Source organism: Methylobacterium indicum (assembly GCF_001043895.1).
In the GTDB taxonomy this organism is placed as follows: domain Bacteria; phylum Pseudomonadota; class Alphaproteobacteria; order Rhizobiales; family Beijerinckiaceae; genus Methylobacterium; species Methylobacterium indicum.
In genome coordinates, this window is the sequence record NZ_JTHF01000125.1 from 34,948 (window position 1) to 51,227 (window position 16,280).

At 71.5% G+C, this 16,280-nt stretch carries 16 protein-coding genes; 10 read left to right on the plus strand and 6 right to left on the minus strand.

Features of this window, described 5'->3' with window-relative positions; all coding sequences use genetic code 11:
* Positions 1-44: 44 nt before the first annotated feature.
* The 6 genes from dapA (at position 45) to QR78_RS34185 (ending at position 5,178) form a co-directional block, all read left to right on the plus strand.
* Entirely contained in the window at positions 45-947 is a 903-nt protein-coding gene (gene dapA / locus QR78_RS15500; protein ID WP_048428441.1) for a 4-hydroxy-tetrahydrodipicolinate synthase, read from the plus strand.
* A gap of 70 nt (positions 948-1,017) precedes the next feature.
* Positions 1,018-1,491: an SsrA-binding protein SmpB gene (gene smpB, locus QR78_RS15505; RefSeq protein ID WP_048428442.1), complete on the plus strand. Its 474-nt coding sequence runs from the start codon at positions 1,018-1,020 to the stop codon at positions 1,489-1,491.
* Positions 1,492-1,583: 92 nt separating this feature from the next.
* Complete coding sequence (locus QR78_RS15510; protein ID WP_048428443.1) at positions 1,584-1,766, plus strand: hypothetical protein; 183 nt, start codon at positions 1,584-1,586, stop codon at positions 1,764-1,766.
* A gap of 96 nt (positions 1,767-1,862) precedes the next feature.
* Entirely contained in the window at positions 1,863-3,650 is a 1,788-nt protein-coding gene (locus tag QR78_RS15515; RefSeq protein ID WP_179945839.1) for an ABC transporter ATP-binding protein, read from the plus strand.
* Positions 3,647-4,546, plus strand: coding sequence for a DMT family transporter (locus QR78_RS15520; protein ID WP_244276481.1), 900 nt, complete (start codon positions 3,647-3,649; stop codon positions 4,544-4,546). Before QR78_RS15515 ends, QR78_RS15520 begins: the two co-directional genes overlap by 4 nt.
* A 101-nt stretch (positions 4,547-4,647) precedes the next feature.
* The gene (locus QR78_RS34185) at positions 4,648-5,178 is read left to right on the plus strand and encodes a hypothetical protein (RefSeq protein WP_158004046.1); all 531 of its coding nucleotides are present in this window, start codon (positions 4,648-4,650) and stop codon (positions 5,176-5,178) included.
* 214 nt (positions 5,179-5,392) lie between these two features.
* Here QR78_RS34185 and QR78_RS15525 read toward each other — a convergent pair whose 3' ends face one another.
* Positions 5,393-6,118, minus strand: coding sequence for a fused DSP-PTPase phosphatase/NAD kinase-like protein (locus QR78_RS15525; protein ID WP_048428445.1), 726 nt, complete (start codon positions 6,116-6,118; stop codon positions 5,393-5,395).
* A 196-nt stretch (positions 6,119-6,314) separates the two neighbouring features.
* Here QR78_RS15525 and QR78_RS15530 point away from each other — a divergent pair, with 196 nt between their 5' ends.
* Both QR78_RS15530 and ppa read left to right on the plus strand, forming a co-directional pair.
* Entirely contained in the window at positions 6,315-6,821 is a 507-nt protein-coding gene (locus QR78_RS15530; protein ID WP_048428446.1) for a GNAT family N-acetyltransferase, read from the plus strand.
* 242 nt (positions 6,822-7,063) lie between these two features.
* Entirely contained in the window at positions 7,064-7,597 is a 534-nt protein-coding gene (gene ppa, locus QR78_RS15535) for an inorganic diphosphatase (protein WP_048428447.1), read from the plus strand.
* Between the two features lie 373 nt (positions 7,598-7,970).
* Here ppa and QR78_RS15540 read toward each other — a convergent pair whose 3' ends face one another.
* Complete coding sequence (locus QR78_RS15540) at positions 7,971-8,168, minus strand: hypothetical protein (RefSeq protein WP_048428448.1); 198 nt, start codon at positions 8,166-8,168, stop codon at positions 7,971-7,973.
* Between the two features lie 193 nt (positions 8,169-8,361).
* Here QR78_RS15540 and QR78_RS15545 point away from each other — a divergent pair, with 193 nt between their 5' ends.
* The gene (locus QR78_RS15545; protein WP_048428449.1) at positions 8,362-8,832 is read left to right on the plus strand and encodes a hypothetical protein; all 471 of its coding nucleotides are present in this window, start codon (positions 8,362-8,364) and stop codon (positions 8,830-8,832) included.
* Between the two features lie 24 nt (positions 8,833-8,856).
* Here the strand turns inward: QR78_RS15545 and QR78_RS15550 are convergent, their stop codons facing one another.
* Positions 8,857-9,135, minus strand: coding sequence for a hypothetical protein (locus QR78_RS15550; protein ID WP_244276480.1), 279 nt, complete (start codon positions 9,133-9,135; stop codon positions 8,857-8,859).
* A 54-nt stretch (positions 9,136-9,189) separates the two neighbouring features.
* Positions 9,190-9,963 carry a cold-shock protein gene (locus QR78_RS36500; RefSeq protein ID WP_048428451.1) on the minus strand — a complete coding sequence of 258 codons (774 nt, stop codon included), beginning with the start codon at positions 9,961-9,963 and terminating at the stop codon, positions 9,190-9,192.
* Between the two features lie 445 nt (positions 9,964-10,408).
* On the opposite strand from QR78_RS36500, the gene QR78_RS15560 reads away from it, so the two are divergent.
* Positions 10,409-11,842 carry a protein adenylyltransferase SelO gene (locus QR78_RS15560; protein ID WP_082171907.1) on the plus strand — a complete coding sequence of 478 codons (1,434 nt, stop codon included), beginning with the start codon at positions 10,409-10,411 and terminating at the stop codon, positions 11,840-11,842.
* On the opposite strand, the gene QR78_RS15565 is transcribed toward QR78_RS15560, so the two are convergent.
* Both QR78_RS15565 and QR78_RS15570 read right to left on the minus strand, forming a co-directional pair.
* Entirely contained in the window at positions 11,815-13,497 is a 1,683-nt protein-coding gene (locus QR78_RS15565) for an ABC transporter substrate-binding protein (RefSeq protein WP_082171906.1), read from the minus strand. The two genes, QR78_RS15560 and QR78_RS15565, sit on opposite strands and share 28 nt — an antisense overlap.
* 170 nt (positions 13,498-13,667) lie before the next feature.
* Complete coding sequence (locus tag QR78_RS15570; RefSeq protein WP_048428452.1) at positions 13,668-16,085, minus strand: sensor histidine kinase; 2,418 nt, start codon at positions 16,083-16,085, stop codon at positions 13,668-13,670.
* Positions 16,086-16,280: the final 195 nt, after the last annotated feature.

Here is a 16,280-nt window from a genome sequence, read left to right on the forward strand (position 1 = left end):
AGACATCCCGGGGGCGCCGCCCCGACCGGGCGAGGAACGCCAGCATGACGTCGACGCCAATCTCGCAGCGCCTGAGGGGCTCGCTCACCGCCCTGGTGACGCCGTTCCGCGACGGCGCCTTCGACGAGCACGCCTTCCGGGCCTTCGTGGCCTGGCAGATCGAGAACGGGACCCACGGCCTGGTGCCGGTCGGCACCACCGGCGAGAGCCCGACGCTCAGCCACGCCGAGCACGACCGGGTGGTCGAGGCCTGCATCGACGAGGCCGCCGGCAAGGTGCCGGTGGTGGCCGGGGCCGGCTCCAACTCCACGGCGGAAGCGGTCGAGCGCTCGGTTCATGCCGAGAAGGCCGGGGCGGACGCCCTGCTCATCGTCACGCCCTACTACAACAAGCCGACGCAGGAAGGGCTGTACCAGCACTTCAAGGCGGTGAACGATGCGGTCGGCATTCCCATCCTGATCTACAACATCCCCGGCCGGTCGGTGATCGACATGACCGTCGACACCATGGCCCGGCTCTACGAGCTGCCGAACATCGTCGGGGTGAAGGACGCCACCGCCAACGTCGCCCGGGCGAGCCTGCAACGCCAAGCCATGGGCGAAGACTTCATCCAACTTTCTGGCGAAGATGCGACGGCGCTCGGCTTCATGGCGCATGGCGGCCACGGCGCGATCTCGGTCACCTCGAACGTCGCGCCGCGCCTCTGCGCCGACTTCCAGGAAGCCTGCCTCGCCGGGGATTTTCGCACCGCGCTCGCCCTCCAGGACCGGCTGATGCCGCTCCACACCCATCTCTTCGCCGAGACCAACCCGTCGCCGACGAAGTACGCGCTCGCCCGCCTCGGCCTGATGGGCGACGAGGTGCGCCTGCCGATGGTGCCGGTGGGGGAGGGCACCCGCGCCCTCGTCGACGGCGCGCTGCGCCATGCCGGCCTCACGAACGGCTGAGTCACGCCCTATCTGAAGGCGGGGGCCCCCGGGCTCCCGCCGCGCCCCTTCAGGACCTCCGACCCGCCCGATGGCCAAGAAACCCGAGCCGAAGAACCGCGTCGTCGCCGACAACCGGAAGGCCCGCTTCAACTACGAGATCACCGACACGGTCGAGGCGGGCATCGCGCTCACGGGCACCGAGGTGAAGTCCCTGCGCGGCGGCAAGGCGACGATCGGCGAGGCCTTCGCCGGCCCCTCCGGCAACGACCTCCTGCTGTTCAACGCCTACATCCCCGAATATCTCGAGGCGAACCGCTTCAACCACGACACCAAGCGGCCCCGCCGCCTGCTGCTGCACCGGCGCCAGATCGACAAGTTCATCGGCGCGACCCAGCGCGAGGGCTACACGGTGGTGCCCTTGAAGATCTACTTCAACGAGCGCGGCCGGGCGAAGGTCGAGCTGGGGCTCGGGCGCGGCAAGAAGCTCCACGACAAGCGCGAGACGGCGAAGGAGCGCGACTGGCAGCGCGACAAGGCGCGGCTGATGCGCGACAAGGGCTGAGCCCGGCCCGGCGCGCCGGTACGACACGCCGCATTGTCGCCGCTGCGCCGGCCTCCTAGCTCCTTCGCCTTCAGACCATCGCGGAGGCGCCGATGTTCGTCGAGGGAGGATGGCGGCCGTCCTGGGAGCCGCCGCCGCGGCCGCCGCAGCCCCGGCTCACCGGGCGCCAGGAGCGGGTGCTGGTCTGGATCGTCGTCGTCAACATCCTGCTGTGGTTCATGGCGCCGATCGGCGGCGCGACCCTGATCCACGCCGCCCTCGCGATGATGCGGTAGGCCGCCCGCAACCCGGCCCCGCGCGGCCCCGAATTGCCGCCCGCCCGACCCGCGTGCTAGCGCCACCGTCCCACCCCACGGACGTAAGCGAGCATCATGGCGCGGCGCCCCCTCTTCTCCGGCGACATGCTGCCGCTCCTCACCCGGCTGTGGCGCGACTGGCTGCGGCCGCATGCCGGCACGCTCAGCCTCGTGCTGGTGCTGATCGCGGTGATCGGTGCCGCGACCGGCTTCTACCCGACCCTGATCAAGGCCGCCTTCGACGCCTTCGACGCCAAGGATGCCGGGGCGCTCGCCTACGGCCCCGTCCTGGTGATCGCGGTCACGGCGGTGCGCGGCTTCGCGCTGCTCGGCCAGACGGTGCTGACCAACCGGGTCGTCACCCGGGTCGAGGCCGACATGCAGGCGGCGCTCTACGGCCACATGATCGATCAGGACCTGGCCCAGCTCGGCCGCGAGAGCCCGGCGAGCCTGACCCAGCGCTTCACCACCGACTTCGCCTTCATCAAGGAGGCGCTGACACGGATCTCCACCGTGCTCCTGCGCGACGTGGCGATGCTGATCGCGCTCGTCTGCGCGATGGTCTGGATGGATCCCTGGCTGACGATCATCGCCGGCATCGTCGTGCCGTTCGTCGCCGGGCCGATCGCCCGGATCGGCAAGAAGCTGCGCCGGGTCTCGACCTCGACCCAGGAGCAGGTCGGCCTCACCGCGAGCCTGATCAGCGAGAGCCTGGCCGGCGTTCGCGTCGCCAAGACCTACGGCCTGGAGGGCTATCTCAAGGGCCGCACCCGCGACGCCCTCGACGAGGTGCGCCGCCTCAAGATGAAGGCGGCCAATGCCCGCGGCCGGCTCGATCCGCTGCTGGAAGTGGGCGGCGGTCTCGCGGTGGCGGGCGTGCTGGCCTTCATCGGCCACCGCATCCTGTCGGGCGAGAAGAGCGTCGGCGACTTCACCGGCTACGTCGCGGCGCTGCTGCTGGCCGCCCAGCCGGCCCGGGCGCTCGGCAACCTCAACGCCATCCTGCAGGAGGCGCTGGCTGCCCTGTCGCGCACCTTCGCGCTGATGGACGAGGCGCCGACGATCCGGGAGAAGCCGGGGGCTCCGGCGCTCGCGATCACCGGCGGAGAGGTTCGCTTCGAGGCCGTGCGGTTCCGTTACCGCGACGACGCCCCGGCGCTGGAGGGCATCGACCTCACGGTCCCGGCCGGGCGGACCACGGCGCTGGTCGGCCGTTCGGGGTCGGGCAAGTCGACGCTCCTGTCCCTAGTGCCGCGGCTCTACGACGTCACCGAGGGCCGGGTCGTCATCGACGGCCAGGACGTGCGCGACGTGACGCTGGACTCGCTGCGCCGGGCCGTCGCGGTGGTGTCGCAGGAGGTTGTCTTGTTCGACGACACCATCGCGCAGAACATCGCCTTCGGCCGGGAGGGCGCGAGCCGGGCCGAGATCGAGGCGGCCGCCAAGGCCGCGGCGGCGCACGACTTCGTCACCGCGCGGGCGGAAGGCTACGACTTCCGGGTCGGACCGGCCGGCAACCGGCTCTCGGGCGGCGAGCGCCAGCGCATCGCGCTCGCCCGCGCCTTCCTGCGCGACGCCCCGATCCTGCTTCTCGACGAGGCGACCTCGGCGCTCGACGCCGAATCGGAGCAGCTCGTCCAGGCGGCGCTGACCCGGCTGATGCGGGGCCGCACCACGCTCGTCATCGCCCACCGCCTCTCGACGGTGCGCGACGCCGACCTGATCGTCGCGATGGAGGGCGGCCGGGTCGCCGAGACGGGCAACCACGCCGCCCTGATCGCCCGGGGCGGCACCTACGCACGCCTGCACCGGCTCCAGCTCTCCGACGACCGGGAGCCCGCCGCGGCGGCGCAGGCATCGTGAGGCCCGAACCGCAAGCCCGGCCCGAGGCGCCGTCCGGGCGGCGCCTCGCCGAGGGCGTCGCCTTCGCGCTGCTGGCCGTCAGCCTGTGGGGCGGCTGGTTCGTCATCACCCGCCGGACGGTGGGGGCGGGGGGCGTGCTCGGGCCCGCCGACCTCGTGGCGCTCCGCTTCGGCATCGGCGGGCTGCTGCTGCTGCCGGTGCTGCTCCTGCGCCTGCGCGGCCTCGACCGGCGGGCGTACCTCGACGGCGCGGTCCTGTACGTGGCGCAGGGCGCGCCCTTCGCGCTCCTGATCTCGATCGCGCTCCGCTACGCGCCGGCCGGCCACGGCGCGGCGCTCACCCCCGGCACGATGCCGCTCTTCGCCGCGCTCCTCGGCGCCCTGGTGCTCGGCGACCGGCCGGGGCGCTTGGCGCTCGCCGGCCTCGGGCTGATCGCCGCCGGCGCGCTCACCCTGGCGGGGGGCTTTCGCGATACGGACGAACTCTTCGGCTACGGCCTGCTCCTCACCGCCGCCTTCCTGTGGGCCGCCGGCACGGTGCGGATGCGCCGCTCGCGTCTCACGGCCCTGGAGGCGACCGCGCTCATCTGCGTCGGCTCCCTCGTCACCTACCTCCCGGTCTATCTCGCCTCGGGCCTGTCGCGCCTCCTGGAGGCGCCGCCCGCCGAGGTCGCGATCCAGGCCCTCTACCAGGGGGTGCTGGTGAGCGTGGTGGCGCTCGTCGCGTTCAACCGCTCGCTCGGGCTGATCGGCCGGCGCACCCCGGCCTTCACGGCACTCGTGCCGGTGATCGCGACCATCCTGGCGATTCCGGTTCTCGGCGAGGTGCCCGACCCGCTCCATGTCGGCGCCATCCTGGCGATCGGCGCAGGCGTGCTGCTGACGACGCGGGGGTGAAGGGGAAATATCATTACGCAGAGGAATATTACAGATTCCCACCCGAACACGATCGGCTTCTCTTGCACAGCGCCGTCCAGCCGTTTTACCACAGGCGGGAGATGGCCTACTTCACTCATACGATCGATGGCGTGACCCTCGATCTTGCCCATTTGGAACCTCGTACGCTGATCCTTTCTTCCCAGAAGCTATCGCGCGAGCTGCAAATCAAGATTCGTTTCTCAAATCACTGCTTTACATGCAAATTCAAAGATGGTCTCCACGCCGCTTCGCAGCTGATCATGGACCACAAGCAGCGCCGTGCCTACGACGCAGAACGACACCACCTTTCTTTTCGATTGCCTGGTATCGTCGATAATCTACCATCAGCGGCTGTCCATCTGACGCCGACCGATCGAAATTACGTCTACATCGCAAATATCGCCATGGAAGACGGACGACAGTATCCGATGTACTTCAATCTTCGCCGAGCGTCTCAGGAGCATTCCGCCGACCTGCTCATGTTTGTCGAGAGTGCATATCCAGTTGCCGACCGTCGCCAGGTGCTGGCAGGTACCACCAAGATCAGTTTTCCGATTCTGTGCGCCAAGATCTACCGGGGCGAGGTGATCAGACCACGAGCGCGCCGCTAGACATGAAAAGCCCCGCGTCTCGCAAAGAGAGCGGGGCAATCACTCGCCAGAACACTTGGATATCTCGCGTTGCGCGTGGACCGGTCGTGGCTTCGCACATCCGGCGGTCCGGGGCTGTTGCGGAGAACCGCTCAGGCGATCAATCCCCGATAAGGCAGATATGCCGATCGGGCGCGGAATTTCAACCCGTCTCCGCCCCCTAACGGACGCTCCTTCACTCCCGCCGCAGCAGCCGGTCCACCAACAGGTCCGACCACACGCCCGCGCGGAAGTCGCGCTTGAGCGCCTCGGGATCGTAATGGTGCTCGACCCAGTCGAGGAAGCTCAGGCCCTTCGGCTCGCCCTCGGTCAGGTAGCGCTCGAAGAACGCGTCGAGGATGCCGGTCTTGGCGAAGCGGAAATGGCCGAACTTCGCCGAGAGCTGGCGGGCCGCCTCGCGCACCGGCCGGCCCTCGTGCAGGATCAGGTAGAGGGCGGCGGCGAGACCCGCCCGGTCGGCGCCGGACTTGCAGTGCAGCACCGCCGGATAGGCGAGGCCGGCGAAGAAGTCCTTGGCGGCGAGCAGCGTCGCCTTGTCGGGTGCCTCGCGCGAGCGCATCACGAACTCGACGAGGGCGAGGCCCTCGCGCTCGCAGGCCTCGCGCTGGAGCTGCCAGGAGCCGTGCTCGCGCCCGCCGCGCAGCGAGATGATCGTGCGCACGCCCTGGCGCCGGAACCAGGCGAGGTCGTGCGGGCCCGGCTGGGCCGAGCGCCAGACCATCCCGCGGCCGATCCGGTGGCGGTTGAGATAGGCCAGGCGGAAGACGCCGTGATCGACGAGCAGCATGTTGGCCCAGGCGCGCAGGCGCCCGCCCGGTCCGGCGATCGGCTGCTCCCAGCGGGCGATGCGGGCCATGCGGCGGGCGTAGCGGGTCTCGGGCGGGAGGAAGCGGTTGAGCACGAAGGGGAGGGCGCCTGGCTGGAACGGAAGAACGCGCTTCGCGCGGGCAAGCAGGAGGCCGCTCTACCAGCCGCGTGACCCGGCCGCAACGACCGGTCGTTCGATGAGCCGGCGTACAAGCCTGGCATTGCGCTTGCGACGGCTCCCCCGCATCGTGGGAACGCGATCCGTCGGCTAAGAATCGAGGGGGAAGGCCGTGAGCACTCAGGTCATCAGCATTCGCAGGGCCCGTGAGCAGGATGCCGGGATGCTGTCGGAGATCTTCGACGCGGCCTGGCGCGAGGCCTACCAGGGCATCATTCCCGGCGTCGCCCTCGACCGGATGCTCGCCCGGCGCGGCCCGCGCTGGTGGCGCTCCACCATCGGGCGCAGCCGCCCGCTCGTGGTCCTCGAGATCGGCGAGAGCGTCATCGGCTACGTCTCCTACGGGCGCTGCCGCGACCGGGCCCTCAAGGCCGAGGGCGAGATCGACGAGATCTATCTCTCGCCGAACTACCAGGGCCTCGGCTTCGGCACGCGGCTGTTCCGGGCGGTGCGCAACGATCTCGCCGACCGGGAGGTGCGCCGGATCGCGGTCTGGTCGCTCACCGAGAACCACCGGGCGCGGGACTTCTACGAGCGGATGGGCGGGCGCGTCGTCGCCGAGGCCTGCGACCGGGTCGCGGGCGCCGACCTGCCCAAGGTCGCCTACCTGTTCGGCTGACGGCGGGGGCGGATACCCCGCCCTGCCTCTCGTTTGGTCGCCGCCGGCCGTCATCTGCACACCGCGTGCTCAGCCGCAACAAACGGCCCGTTCAGGCCGGTTTTCGCGGCAAGCGTGGCCGGACGGGACCTTGTCCTCGACTGTCACAGCCGCCGTTGCGTCCCGGCGCTTGTGCGGGCGCCCGCGGCCCTCTAAGGACCGCGCCATTCAGGGGCGCATCCGCCCTTGCTGGGAGTCTGCTCATGCGCCTCGATGCCATCTCCATCGGCAAGAACCCGCCCGAAGACGTCAACGTCGTCATCGAGGTTCCAGTCGGCGGCGAGCCGATCAAGTACGAGATGGACAAGGATGCCGGGACGCTGATCGTCGACCGGTTCCTCTACACCGCGATGCATTACCCGGGGAACTACGGCTTCATTCCCCACACCCTGTCGGGCGACGGCGACCCGTGCGACGTCCTCGTCGCCAACACCCGGGCGATCGTCCCGGGCGCGGTGATGAGCGTGCGCCCGGTCGGCGTGCTGGTGATGGAGGACAATGCCGGCGAGGACGAGAAGATCATCGCCGTTCCGTCGCGCAACCTGACCAAGCGCTACGACCGGGTCGAGAACTACACCGACCTGCCCGACATCACGATCCACCAGATCCAGCACTTCTTCGAGCACTACAAGGATCTGGAGCCCGGCAAGTGGGTGAAGATCGTGCGCTGGGGCGACAAGGCCGAGGCGCAGCGCCTGATCCTCGAGGGCATCGAGCGCGCCAAGAAGGCGAAGTGAGGCAGGCCAATCAAGCCTGGATCAAGCAAGCCTTGGTCCAGTAAGACCGGCCGAGCAGGGCCGGCGGCGGGTGCCCGGTGCACCCGCCGATACGCCCTGCTCCGACATGTCCTCCACGGGAGGCCGTCAAGAAGAACCAGTCAGGCGCGGGAGACCTCTCCGATCCGCGAGGGAGATCCCGCGCCTGACCGGTTTGGAGCGCGGGCCGTGCGGACGTGTCTCCACGGGGTTCGACGGCGCGCCGGATGCCGCTCTCGGGCGGGGCCGCCCTGGCCTGTCGCAAGCCGCTCGAAACGATCGTCCGGCCCGTCGCGGACGGGAAGGGGGCGCCACGCCGCACAGCCGGCGCCCGGGCTCTCCGCAGAAGCGGTTCTCAGACCGCCCGTGCTTCCGCGGCCCGCGGCTTCTTCACCGCATCGTTGTAGGGCGCGTTGTAGGCCCGGCGCACCGAGGCCCAGTAGGCCTCGCGCTCGTGGGCCGGCAGGCGGCCGAGCGCGGCATTGAGCGCGGCCTCGCCGGCGGCTTCCAGCCCGCGCAGCTGGTCCGGGGTGACGTCGTGAACGGTGGTCATCGTGAGGGGTCCCGAGCCCGGTTGGGTTCGGCGGCCACCATGCCACAAGCACGGCCGTTCCGCACGCTTCCGCTTGCCGCGCGACCGCGTCGCCCTACAGCATTTTTTCGGCGGACGATCCCGATTCGTGACGGCTCGCGCGGGGTGGCGTCGTCGCGGTGACCGTCCCCGCCGTTCAGCGACCGGGGGCGCCATGAGCCGGCACTACCGCATCTTCGCCGACTATCATCAAATCTATCTGTGGGATCACGGGGTGCGCCCGGACGCGCCGACGGACTACACGGACGCCGATACGGTGCGCCGGATCAAGGCGGCGCCCTTCGTGGTCGTCATCCAGCCCGAGCGGAACACGGAGGTCCCCGTCGCGATCGAGGTGGTGCGGACGGCGCCGCCCCTCGACCTGGACCGGTGGGACCACGTCGCCGAAGCGAGCCTCGCCCTTCCCTCCGGCCGGCTCGAGATCCACGAATGCACGGGCGGGTCGGTCGACATCCTCTCCGTTCCGCCCGGAACCTACCGGGTGCGGACCGCCCATGGCGGCCTCGCCACGATCGACCCGGACGGGCTCGACGGCCGGGACCATTACCGGATCGTCCTGTGGCCGGCGCCTGTCGCGGAGATCGCGATCCTGAAGCAATACACCGGTCCGCGCGACGCGCCCTGACCGCCCCGCGCCCGGCGTCGAGCCTCAGCGCGTGCCGCCCTTGGAGCCGGACAGGAACGGGTTGCGGTCCGCGGCCCGGGCGGCGCTCGGCGGCAGGCCGTCGGCCTCCCGCGGCCGGTCCCAGGCGGGGAGGGGTGCGCCGGGCGGCGCGGCGCCGGCATTCCGTTCCCTGCTCCAGCCGTAGCCGGCGTTGATCCCGGCATAGAAGCCGGTGAAGTCCTCGGCCGCCGCCGGCGTGGCGAGGATGCCCGCCAGGGCGAGCCCTGCCAGAACGGCGCGCAAACGGAAAGGAGCGGCGGCCAAGGGCCACCGCTCCATCCGTATCAGTCGATCATCCGTGCTGAGTTGCACCGAGGATCAGTCGACGCTGATGCTCTGAGCCTCGCGGCCCTTCATGCCTTCGACCACGCCCATGGTGACGGGCTGGCCCTCAGCGAGGGACTCGAGGCCGGCGCGGGCGAGCGCCGAGCGGTGGATGAAGACATCCTTGCCGCCGTCGTTCACCGACACGAAGCCGAAGCCCTTGGCCGGATCGTACCACTTCACGGTGCCGGTCATCTCGGTCGAGGGACCGGAGGCGAAGCGGCCACCGCCGCCGGCGCCACGCTCGGGACGGTCGCCGAAGCCACCACCGAAGCCGCCGCTGCGCGGGGGACGGGGATCGCGACGGACCGGAGCCTCGGCCGTGCTGGTGTCGACGCTGGTGATGTTGGTCACCTGCGGGCCCTTCTGGCCCTGCGCGGTCTGGACGCTCAGGCGGGTGCCCGGCATCAGATCGGCGTGACCAGCCGCCTCGACGGCGCGAATGTGGAGGAAGGCGTCGCCCGAGCCGTCGCCGAGCTCGACGAAGCCAAAGCCCTTCTCCTTGTTGAACCACTTGACCGTCGCGTCACGCTCCGGCCCGGACGGGGCAGCGCTGCGCGGGCCGCCGCGGTCGAAGCCACCGCCGCCGCCGCCGAAGCCGCCGCCGCCGTAACCGCCACCACCGCCGCCGTAGCCACCGCCACCGCCGCCACCATAGCCACCGCCGTAGCCGCTGCCCTGCGGGGCCTGATCAGGCCACCGCGGCTCGCCACCACCCTCGTCGAAGCCGCGACGGCGCGGCTCCCTGAAATCACGACCACGTCCCATTAGAAGCTCGCCAAAACGTAAAAACCGCCGACCACCCTTGTACCCCGGTGCGCTCTGTGCCTGACAGCGGACGCCTCGAGATCGTTCCATTCCCGGTTGCGGTGACCAAGATGACCGCCACACTCCTGACGCAACTCAGACCGTCCCGCAAGGCGGATCTGCCACGTGTGACGATGACGAGGGTTACTTTCTCACGTCGCGAAGCGGATTGACAGCCCGATTCGGCACCTTTTCCCCGTGTCCTTCCCGCACCAGTGTGGCACCCGTGCAAGCCTCGTGGCACGAAGGCCGAACGCTGCCCCAGGGGCACCCGAAGCTCCTGATTCGGAGCGTTTTCCGACGGCCGGGACCCCCGGTGACGAACGGCGCGTTGCGCCACCGACCGCTCCGGCCGACCTCCCCACCGGGGCCGGCCCGGCTCCATTTAACCTTCGTCGAGGTTCCGATGCCGGCCACCCCGTACCGCCCGTCGCGCCGCCACGCCGATCTCGGGCCCGATTTCTACGACGTGGTGGCGGCGGCCCGCTTCCCGGCCCACATCCTGCGCCACCGCAACCGGCCCTGGGCCGCGCGGGTCGGCCTCGATTCTCTGACCGACGAGGAGTGGATCGCGCATTTCGGCCGCTTCGTGCCGCTCCCCGGCAGCTTTCCCGAGCCGCTGGCCCTGCGCTACCACGGCCACCAGTTCCGCAGCTACAACCCGGAGATCGGCGACGGCCGCGGCTTCCTGTTCGCGCAACTCCACGATCTCGCCGACGGGCGCCTGCTCGATCTCGGCACCAAGGGCAGCGGGCGCACGCCCTGGTCGCGCACCGCCGACGGCCGCCTGACCCTCAAGGGCGGGGTGCGCGAGGTGCTCGCCACCACGATGCTGGAGGCGCTCGGCGTCGAGACCTCGAAGTCATTCAGCCTGGTCGAGACCGGGGAAGCGCTGGTGCGCGGCGACGAGCCGTCGCCGACGCGCTCGGCGGTGCTGGTGCGCCTCAGCCACTCGCATATCCGCATCGGCACCTTCCAGCGCTTCCGCGCCTACGACGACACGGCCAACCTCCTGCGCCTCCTCGACCATACGATCGCGACCTACCGGCCGGAGGCCTGGCGCGACGACCCGGCCGACCGGGCCGCAACCTTCCTCGCCGATGTCTGCCGGCGCGTCGCCCGGATGGGCGCGCAGTGGATGGCCGCCGGCTTCGTGCACGGGGTGCTCAACACCGACAACATCAACGTGACGGGCGAAAGCTTCGATTACGGCCCGTGGCGCTTCGCCCCGGTCAACGATCCGGGCTTCACCGCGGCCTATTTCGACGAGTACGGCCTCTACGCCTTCGGCCGCCAGCCGGAGGCCCTGGGCTGGAACCTCGCCAGGCTCGCCGAGTGCCTGCTGCCGCTCTCCGACGAGGCCAGGCTCGGGGCGGCCATGGACGTCTACGGTCCGGCGCTCCAGGACGCCTTCGCCGACGCGATCCTGCGCCGGCTCGGCCTCGCACGGCCGGACGACGAAGCGGCGATGCACGCCCTCGTCGGTGCGTTCTGGGCCTTTTTGCAGACGAGCCGGGCGCCGTTCGAGCAGGTCTTCTTCGACTGGTACGGGGGCCTGGCGAGCCGGGACCGCGCCGCCCGCAGCCCGGCCGCCGCGCATTACGCCGGCGAGGGGTTTGCCCGGGTGCGCCAGGCGCTCGCCGCCCTCTCGCCCGATCCCGCCATCCGGCTCGACCACCCGTATTTCGCGCGAGCGACGCCCTGCACGATGCTGATCGACGAGGTCGAGGCCCTGTGGGCGCCGATCGCCGAGGGCGACGACTGGTCGGCCTACCACGCCAAGCTCGCGGCGATCGACACGATGGCGGAGGCCTACGGCACCCGGCCGGCGGCGCCCTGAGGGGGGCTCCCCGGGCCCGGGCCGGCCTCGGGGCCGCGCAGGCCGACACCGCGGAACAGGTGCCGGCCGAGGGGATCCATGCGGTAGCCGGTGACCTCCCGGCGCGCCGCCACGAACACCGCCGAATGGGCGATCGGCACCCAGGGCACCTCGCGCCGGACGATGCCTTGCGCCTCCCGGTAGAGCGCCGCCCGGGCCTCCTGGTCCGGCAGGCGCCGGGCCCGGGTCACCAGGGCGTCGAAGGCGGGATCGCACCAGCGCGCGACATTGCTGCCGCCGGGCCGGGCCGGCGCGCAGGCGAGGAGGACGCCGAGAAAGTTGTCGGGGTCGCCGTTGTCGGCGGTCCAGCCGAACAGGGCCATCGCCGGCACGCCGGCCAGCATCTTGGCCCGGTAGGCGGCCCAGTCGTCGGTCAGGAGGCGCAACCTGATGCCGATCCGGGCGAGGTCGGCCTGGATCATGTCGGCGACGCGCCGGCCGTTCGGGTTGTAGGCCCGGCTCACCGGCGGGTACCACAGCTCGGCCTCGAAGCCGGAGGGGAAGCCGGCTTCGGCGAGGAGCCGCTGCGCCGCCGGCCGGTCGAGGGGCGGGTCGGCGAGGGCCGGGTCGTGCCCCCACAGGTTCGGCGGCAGGGGCGAGCGGGCGACCGTGCCGCCCGGCCCGTAGACGCCCGCGACGATCGCCGCCTTGTCGATCGCCATCGCGACGGCGCGGCGCACCCGCAGGTCGTCGAAGGGCGGGCGCGTGACGTTGAGGGCGAGGTAGCCGACGTTCAGCTCCTCCTCCCGCATCAGCGTCAGCGCCGGATCGGCCTGGATCGCGTCGAGGTCGGCGGGGTTGGGGAACGGCATCAGGTGGCACTCGCCGGCCCGGACCTTGGCGAGGCGCACCGCCGCGTTCGGGGTGATCGAGAAGACCAGGCTGTCGATCGGCGGGCGCCCGCCCCAGTGCTCCGGGAAGGCGCGGTAGCGCAACGCGACGTCGGGCTGGTACGCCGCGAAGCTGAACGGGCCGGTGCCGATCGGCTCGCGGTCGAAGCGCTCGGCCTCGCCGGCCGCCGCGAGCGTCGCGGCGTATTCCGCCGATTGCACGGCGCCGAGCGTCATGGCGATGTTCGGCAGGAAGGTGGCGTCGGCCTCGCGCAGGCGCACCCGCACCGTACGGGCATCCACGGCCTCGACGGCCTCGATCAGGTCGGGCAGGCCGAGATCGCGGAAATAGGCGTAATGCCCGCCCGAGACGCCGTGGAACGGGTGATCCTCCCGCCATTGCCGGGAGATCGAGAACACCACGTCCTCGGCGGCGAGCGGCCGGCTCGGACGGAACCGGGCATTGCGGTGGAAGGGGACGCCGGAACGCAGGGTGAAGGTGTAGCTGCGCCCGTCCGGCGAGACCGTCCAGGATTCGGCGAGGCTCGGCCGGATCGTGGTGGTGCCGGGCTCGAACGCCACCAGCGTGTCGAAGACCGGCCAGGCCGCATCCATCCCGGTCGTCGTGGTCACGAGTTGCGGGTTGAGCGATTCCGGGTTGCCCTCGGAGCAGAACACCAGCGTCCGGGCGGTGGCCGGCGGGCCGAGGAGCAGGAGGGCGGCGAGCCCCGCCGCCCGAGACAGCCTCGCTCCGCGCAGAACCCCACCGCTTCGTCGATTCGTCACGGGCGTCGATCCCTCGCAAGCGGCGGCGGCGCCGTGCGGCCGGTCCAGGTCGGCGAGTACACACCGAACGGCCAGACTTCGAAAGCGCCACGGCGCGGCGTCACTCTCCTGAATGACGTGCGACTCGCATCGGCCCTTGAGCCACGCTCGCCCACACGCCGCAGGCCGCCCTACCGGATCGTCGGAACGGCCTCCGCCGCCGGGGCGAGACGGGCCGGGAACTCGACCCGCACCACGGTGCCGCGCCCGGGCTCGCTCTCGACGGCGATGCGGCCCTGCAGCTGGCCGGTGACGAGGTTGAAGACGATGTGCAGGCCCAGCCCCGAGCTGCCGCGGTGCCGGGCGGTGGTGAAGAACGGGTCAAAGATCCGCTCCCGGTCCTCCGCCGCGATGCCCCGGCCGTCGTCGCGTACCTCCAGGCGCAGCCAAGGCTCGTCGCGGGACCCGTCGCGGGAGAGCGCCACCACGATGCGGCCCGGCTCCCCCCGGGGGAGGACGCCCTCAGTGAAGGCGTGCACCACCGCGTTCTTGACCAGGTTGGTGACGACCTGGGCGAGCGCGCCCGGATGGGTGTCGACCTCGATCTCCTCCCCGTCGAGATCGACCTCGAGATCGAGGCGGTGCCCGCCCCGGCGCAGGAGCGGGCCGAGGCTGCGCATCAGCTCGGCGAGCCAGGCGCGCAGGGGGAAGCGGCGCTGCTCGTCGCTCACCCGGTCGACGGCGACCTGCTTGAAGCTCTGGACGAGATCCGCCGCCCGGGTGAGGTTCGCGGTGAGCAGGTGCGAGCCCTCGCGCATCCGGTCGACGAAGCGGGTCAGGCGCGAGCGCGAGAGCTGGCCCGCCGCGGCGAGCGCGCCGAAATCCCGCGCCTCGTCCCCCATCAGGGTCGCGGTAGTGAGCGCGATGCCCAGCGGCGTGTTGATCTCGTGCGCCACCCCGGCGACGAGCTGGCCCAGGGAGGCGAGCTTCTCGGCCTGGATCAGGTCGGACTGGGTCTGGCGCAAGGCGGCGAGCGTCCGGTCCGCCTCTTCCTTGGCCCGGAGGAGGGCGCGCTCGCGCCGCCCGATCTCGTCGACGAACATCGCGGTCGCCCGGGCCATGTCGCCGAGTTCGTCGCGCCGGCGCTCGACCTCGCCCGCCAGGACCGCCCCCCCCAGCACCCGCCCGCCGGGATCGGCGGCGAGCGCCAGCATGCTGCGCTGGAGCTGACGCAGGGGCCCGGTGATCGAGGCCGCCGCCGCCAGGCCGACCGTCGAGCCGAGCACCAGGCCGACCCCGGCGCCGATCACCAGCACGCGCACCAGGAAGGTGCCGAGGCGGTCGGCATCGTCGATGAAGACCTGGTTGAGGCTGCGGGCGGTCTCGCCGATCACCGCGGCGAGGCCGTCCATCGCCGCGAGCCCCTCGTTCTGCCGGCGCAGGCCCTCGACCGTGGTGCCGAGGCGCTCGCGCCAGCCGTCGATGGCCTCGATCATCTCGCCCTGGATCAGCGGCGAGATCGGCAGGGCGGCGGCGGTCTCGGACAGGCGCCGCCCGTCCTCCAGCATCGCCGCCGCCGCCGGGATGTCGCGCCGGCGCAGGGCCTCGGCGGTGCGCTGGCCGAGCTTGAGAGTGGCGAGCGCGATGTTCTGCGTCGCCTGCTCGGTCTCGTTGGCGCGGACCGCGTAGGCGAGGAGCTGCGCCACCTCGTCGTGCAGCGAGCGCTGGGCCGAGCCGTCGATCTTGAGCACCCGCTCGCACCATTCGTCGAGGACGTTGACGACCGAGGGCGGGGGAGACGTCAGGGGCGCGCGCTCGGGTGCCGCGCCACCGAGGACGGCGAGATGCGGCTCCTCGGTCTCGCGCCAGGCCTCGTAGGCGGCGGTGAGGATCAGGAGTTCCTCAGCCTCCATCCCGCGCCGGTCGTCCTTCAGGGCGACGGCGAGGTCGCGGGCGGCGTTGCGGACATGGACCATCGACAGACGGACCATCGAGGCACGCATGGCGGCCGGACGGGCATCGCTCGCGCGAAAGGCCTCGATCTCGGTCTGCGCCACCTGCGCCCGCAGGGCGTTGACGGCGCTCACGACGTCCCGGACCCGGCGCAGGGCGGCGGCCTTGTCGGTGAGGGAGGCGACGAGATCGGCATTGGCGGCGCGCTGCCGGTCCCGGGCCTGGTCGGCGAGGCTCACCAGGGCGTCGGCGCGGGCCGCCATGTCGGCGATCAACCCGTCATTCTCCCGGGTGATCCGCACCAGCGCCTGCATCTGGTCGATCGAATCCTTCAGAGCGGCCCGGGCGGCCTCGATGCGGGCCGCCTGACCGGGCGTGCGGGCGTAGCCGCGCAGGTCGTCGAGGGAGCCGGCGGATTCGGCAGTGAGGCGGGCGAAGCGTTCGGCATGGTCGGTGCGCTCGACCGGGCGGGCCGCCAGGAACTCGTCCCGGACGGTCATCGACAGGGTCAGGGTGCGGTAGATCGCGCCGGCCAGCACCGCCCCGTCGCGGGCCGTCCCGGCCTGGGCGAGAAGCAGCCAGCCCGCGAGCGCGATCAGGGCCGCGATGGTGATCGGCAGGCCGCCGACCAGGAAGATCTTGTGGCCGACGCGCATCCTAGCCCCGCTCCGCCGCGGGTGACGACTATGCATCAATTCTCGGGCATCGCCAGGATCGGCGCCGGCGCCGAACGAGTGCGCGCGACGGCCGGGCGCCCGGCCTCGCGGGGTCCGGGGGGAACCTGCCGGATCGCCGGCGCGGCCCCGCCCTTGCGCCGGGTCGCCGGGCGGTCGCCGGCGTCGGATCCGGAC

Coding starts and splice junctions, on each gene's coding strand:
- dapA (WP_048428441.1), top strand. CDS start 45: ATGACGTCGACGCCAATCTCGCAGCGCCTGAGGGGCTCGCTCACCGCC.
- smpB (WP_048428442.1), top strand. CDS start 1,018: ATGGCCAAGAAACCCGAGCCGAAGAACCGCGTCGTCGCCGACAACCGG.
- QR78_RS15510 (WP_048428443.1), top strand. CDS start 1,584: ATGTTCGTCGAGGGAGGATGGCGGCCGTCCTGGGAGCCGCCGCCGCGG.
- QR78_RS15515 (WP_179945839.1), top strand. CDS start 1,863: ATGGCGCGGCGCCCCCTCTTCTCCGGCGACATGCTGCCGCTCCTCACC.
- QR78_RS34185 (WP_158004046.1), top strand. CDS start 4,648: ATGGCCTACTTCACTCATACGATCGATGGCGTGACCCTCGATCTTGCC.
- ppa (WP_048428447.1), top strand. CDS start 7,064: ATGCGCCTCGATGCCATCTCCATCGGCAAGAACCCGCCCGAAGACGTC.
- QR78_RS15540 (WP_048428448.1), bottom strand. CDS start 8,168: ATGACCACCGTTCACGACGTCACCCCGGACCAGCTGCGCGGGCTGGAA.
- QR78_RS15545 (WP_048428449.1), top strand. CDS start 8,362: ATGAGCCGGCACTACCGCATCTTCGCCGACTATCATCAAATCTATCTG.
- QR78_RS36500 (WP_048428451.1), bottom strand. CDS start 9,963: ATGGGACGTGGTCGTGATTTCAGGGAGCCGCGCCGTCGCGGCTTCGAC.
- QR78_RS15560 (WP_082171907.1), top strand. CDS start 10,409: ATGCCGGCCACCCCGTACCGCCCGTCGCGCCGCCACGCCGATCTCGGG.
- QR78_RS15570 (WP_048428452.1), bottom strand. CDS start 16,085: ATGCGCGTCGGCCACAAGATCTTCCTGGTCGGCGGCCTGCCGATCACC.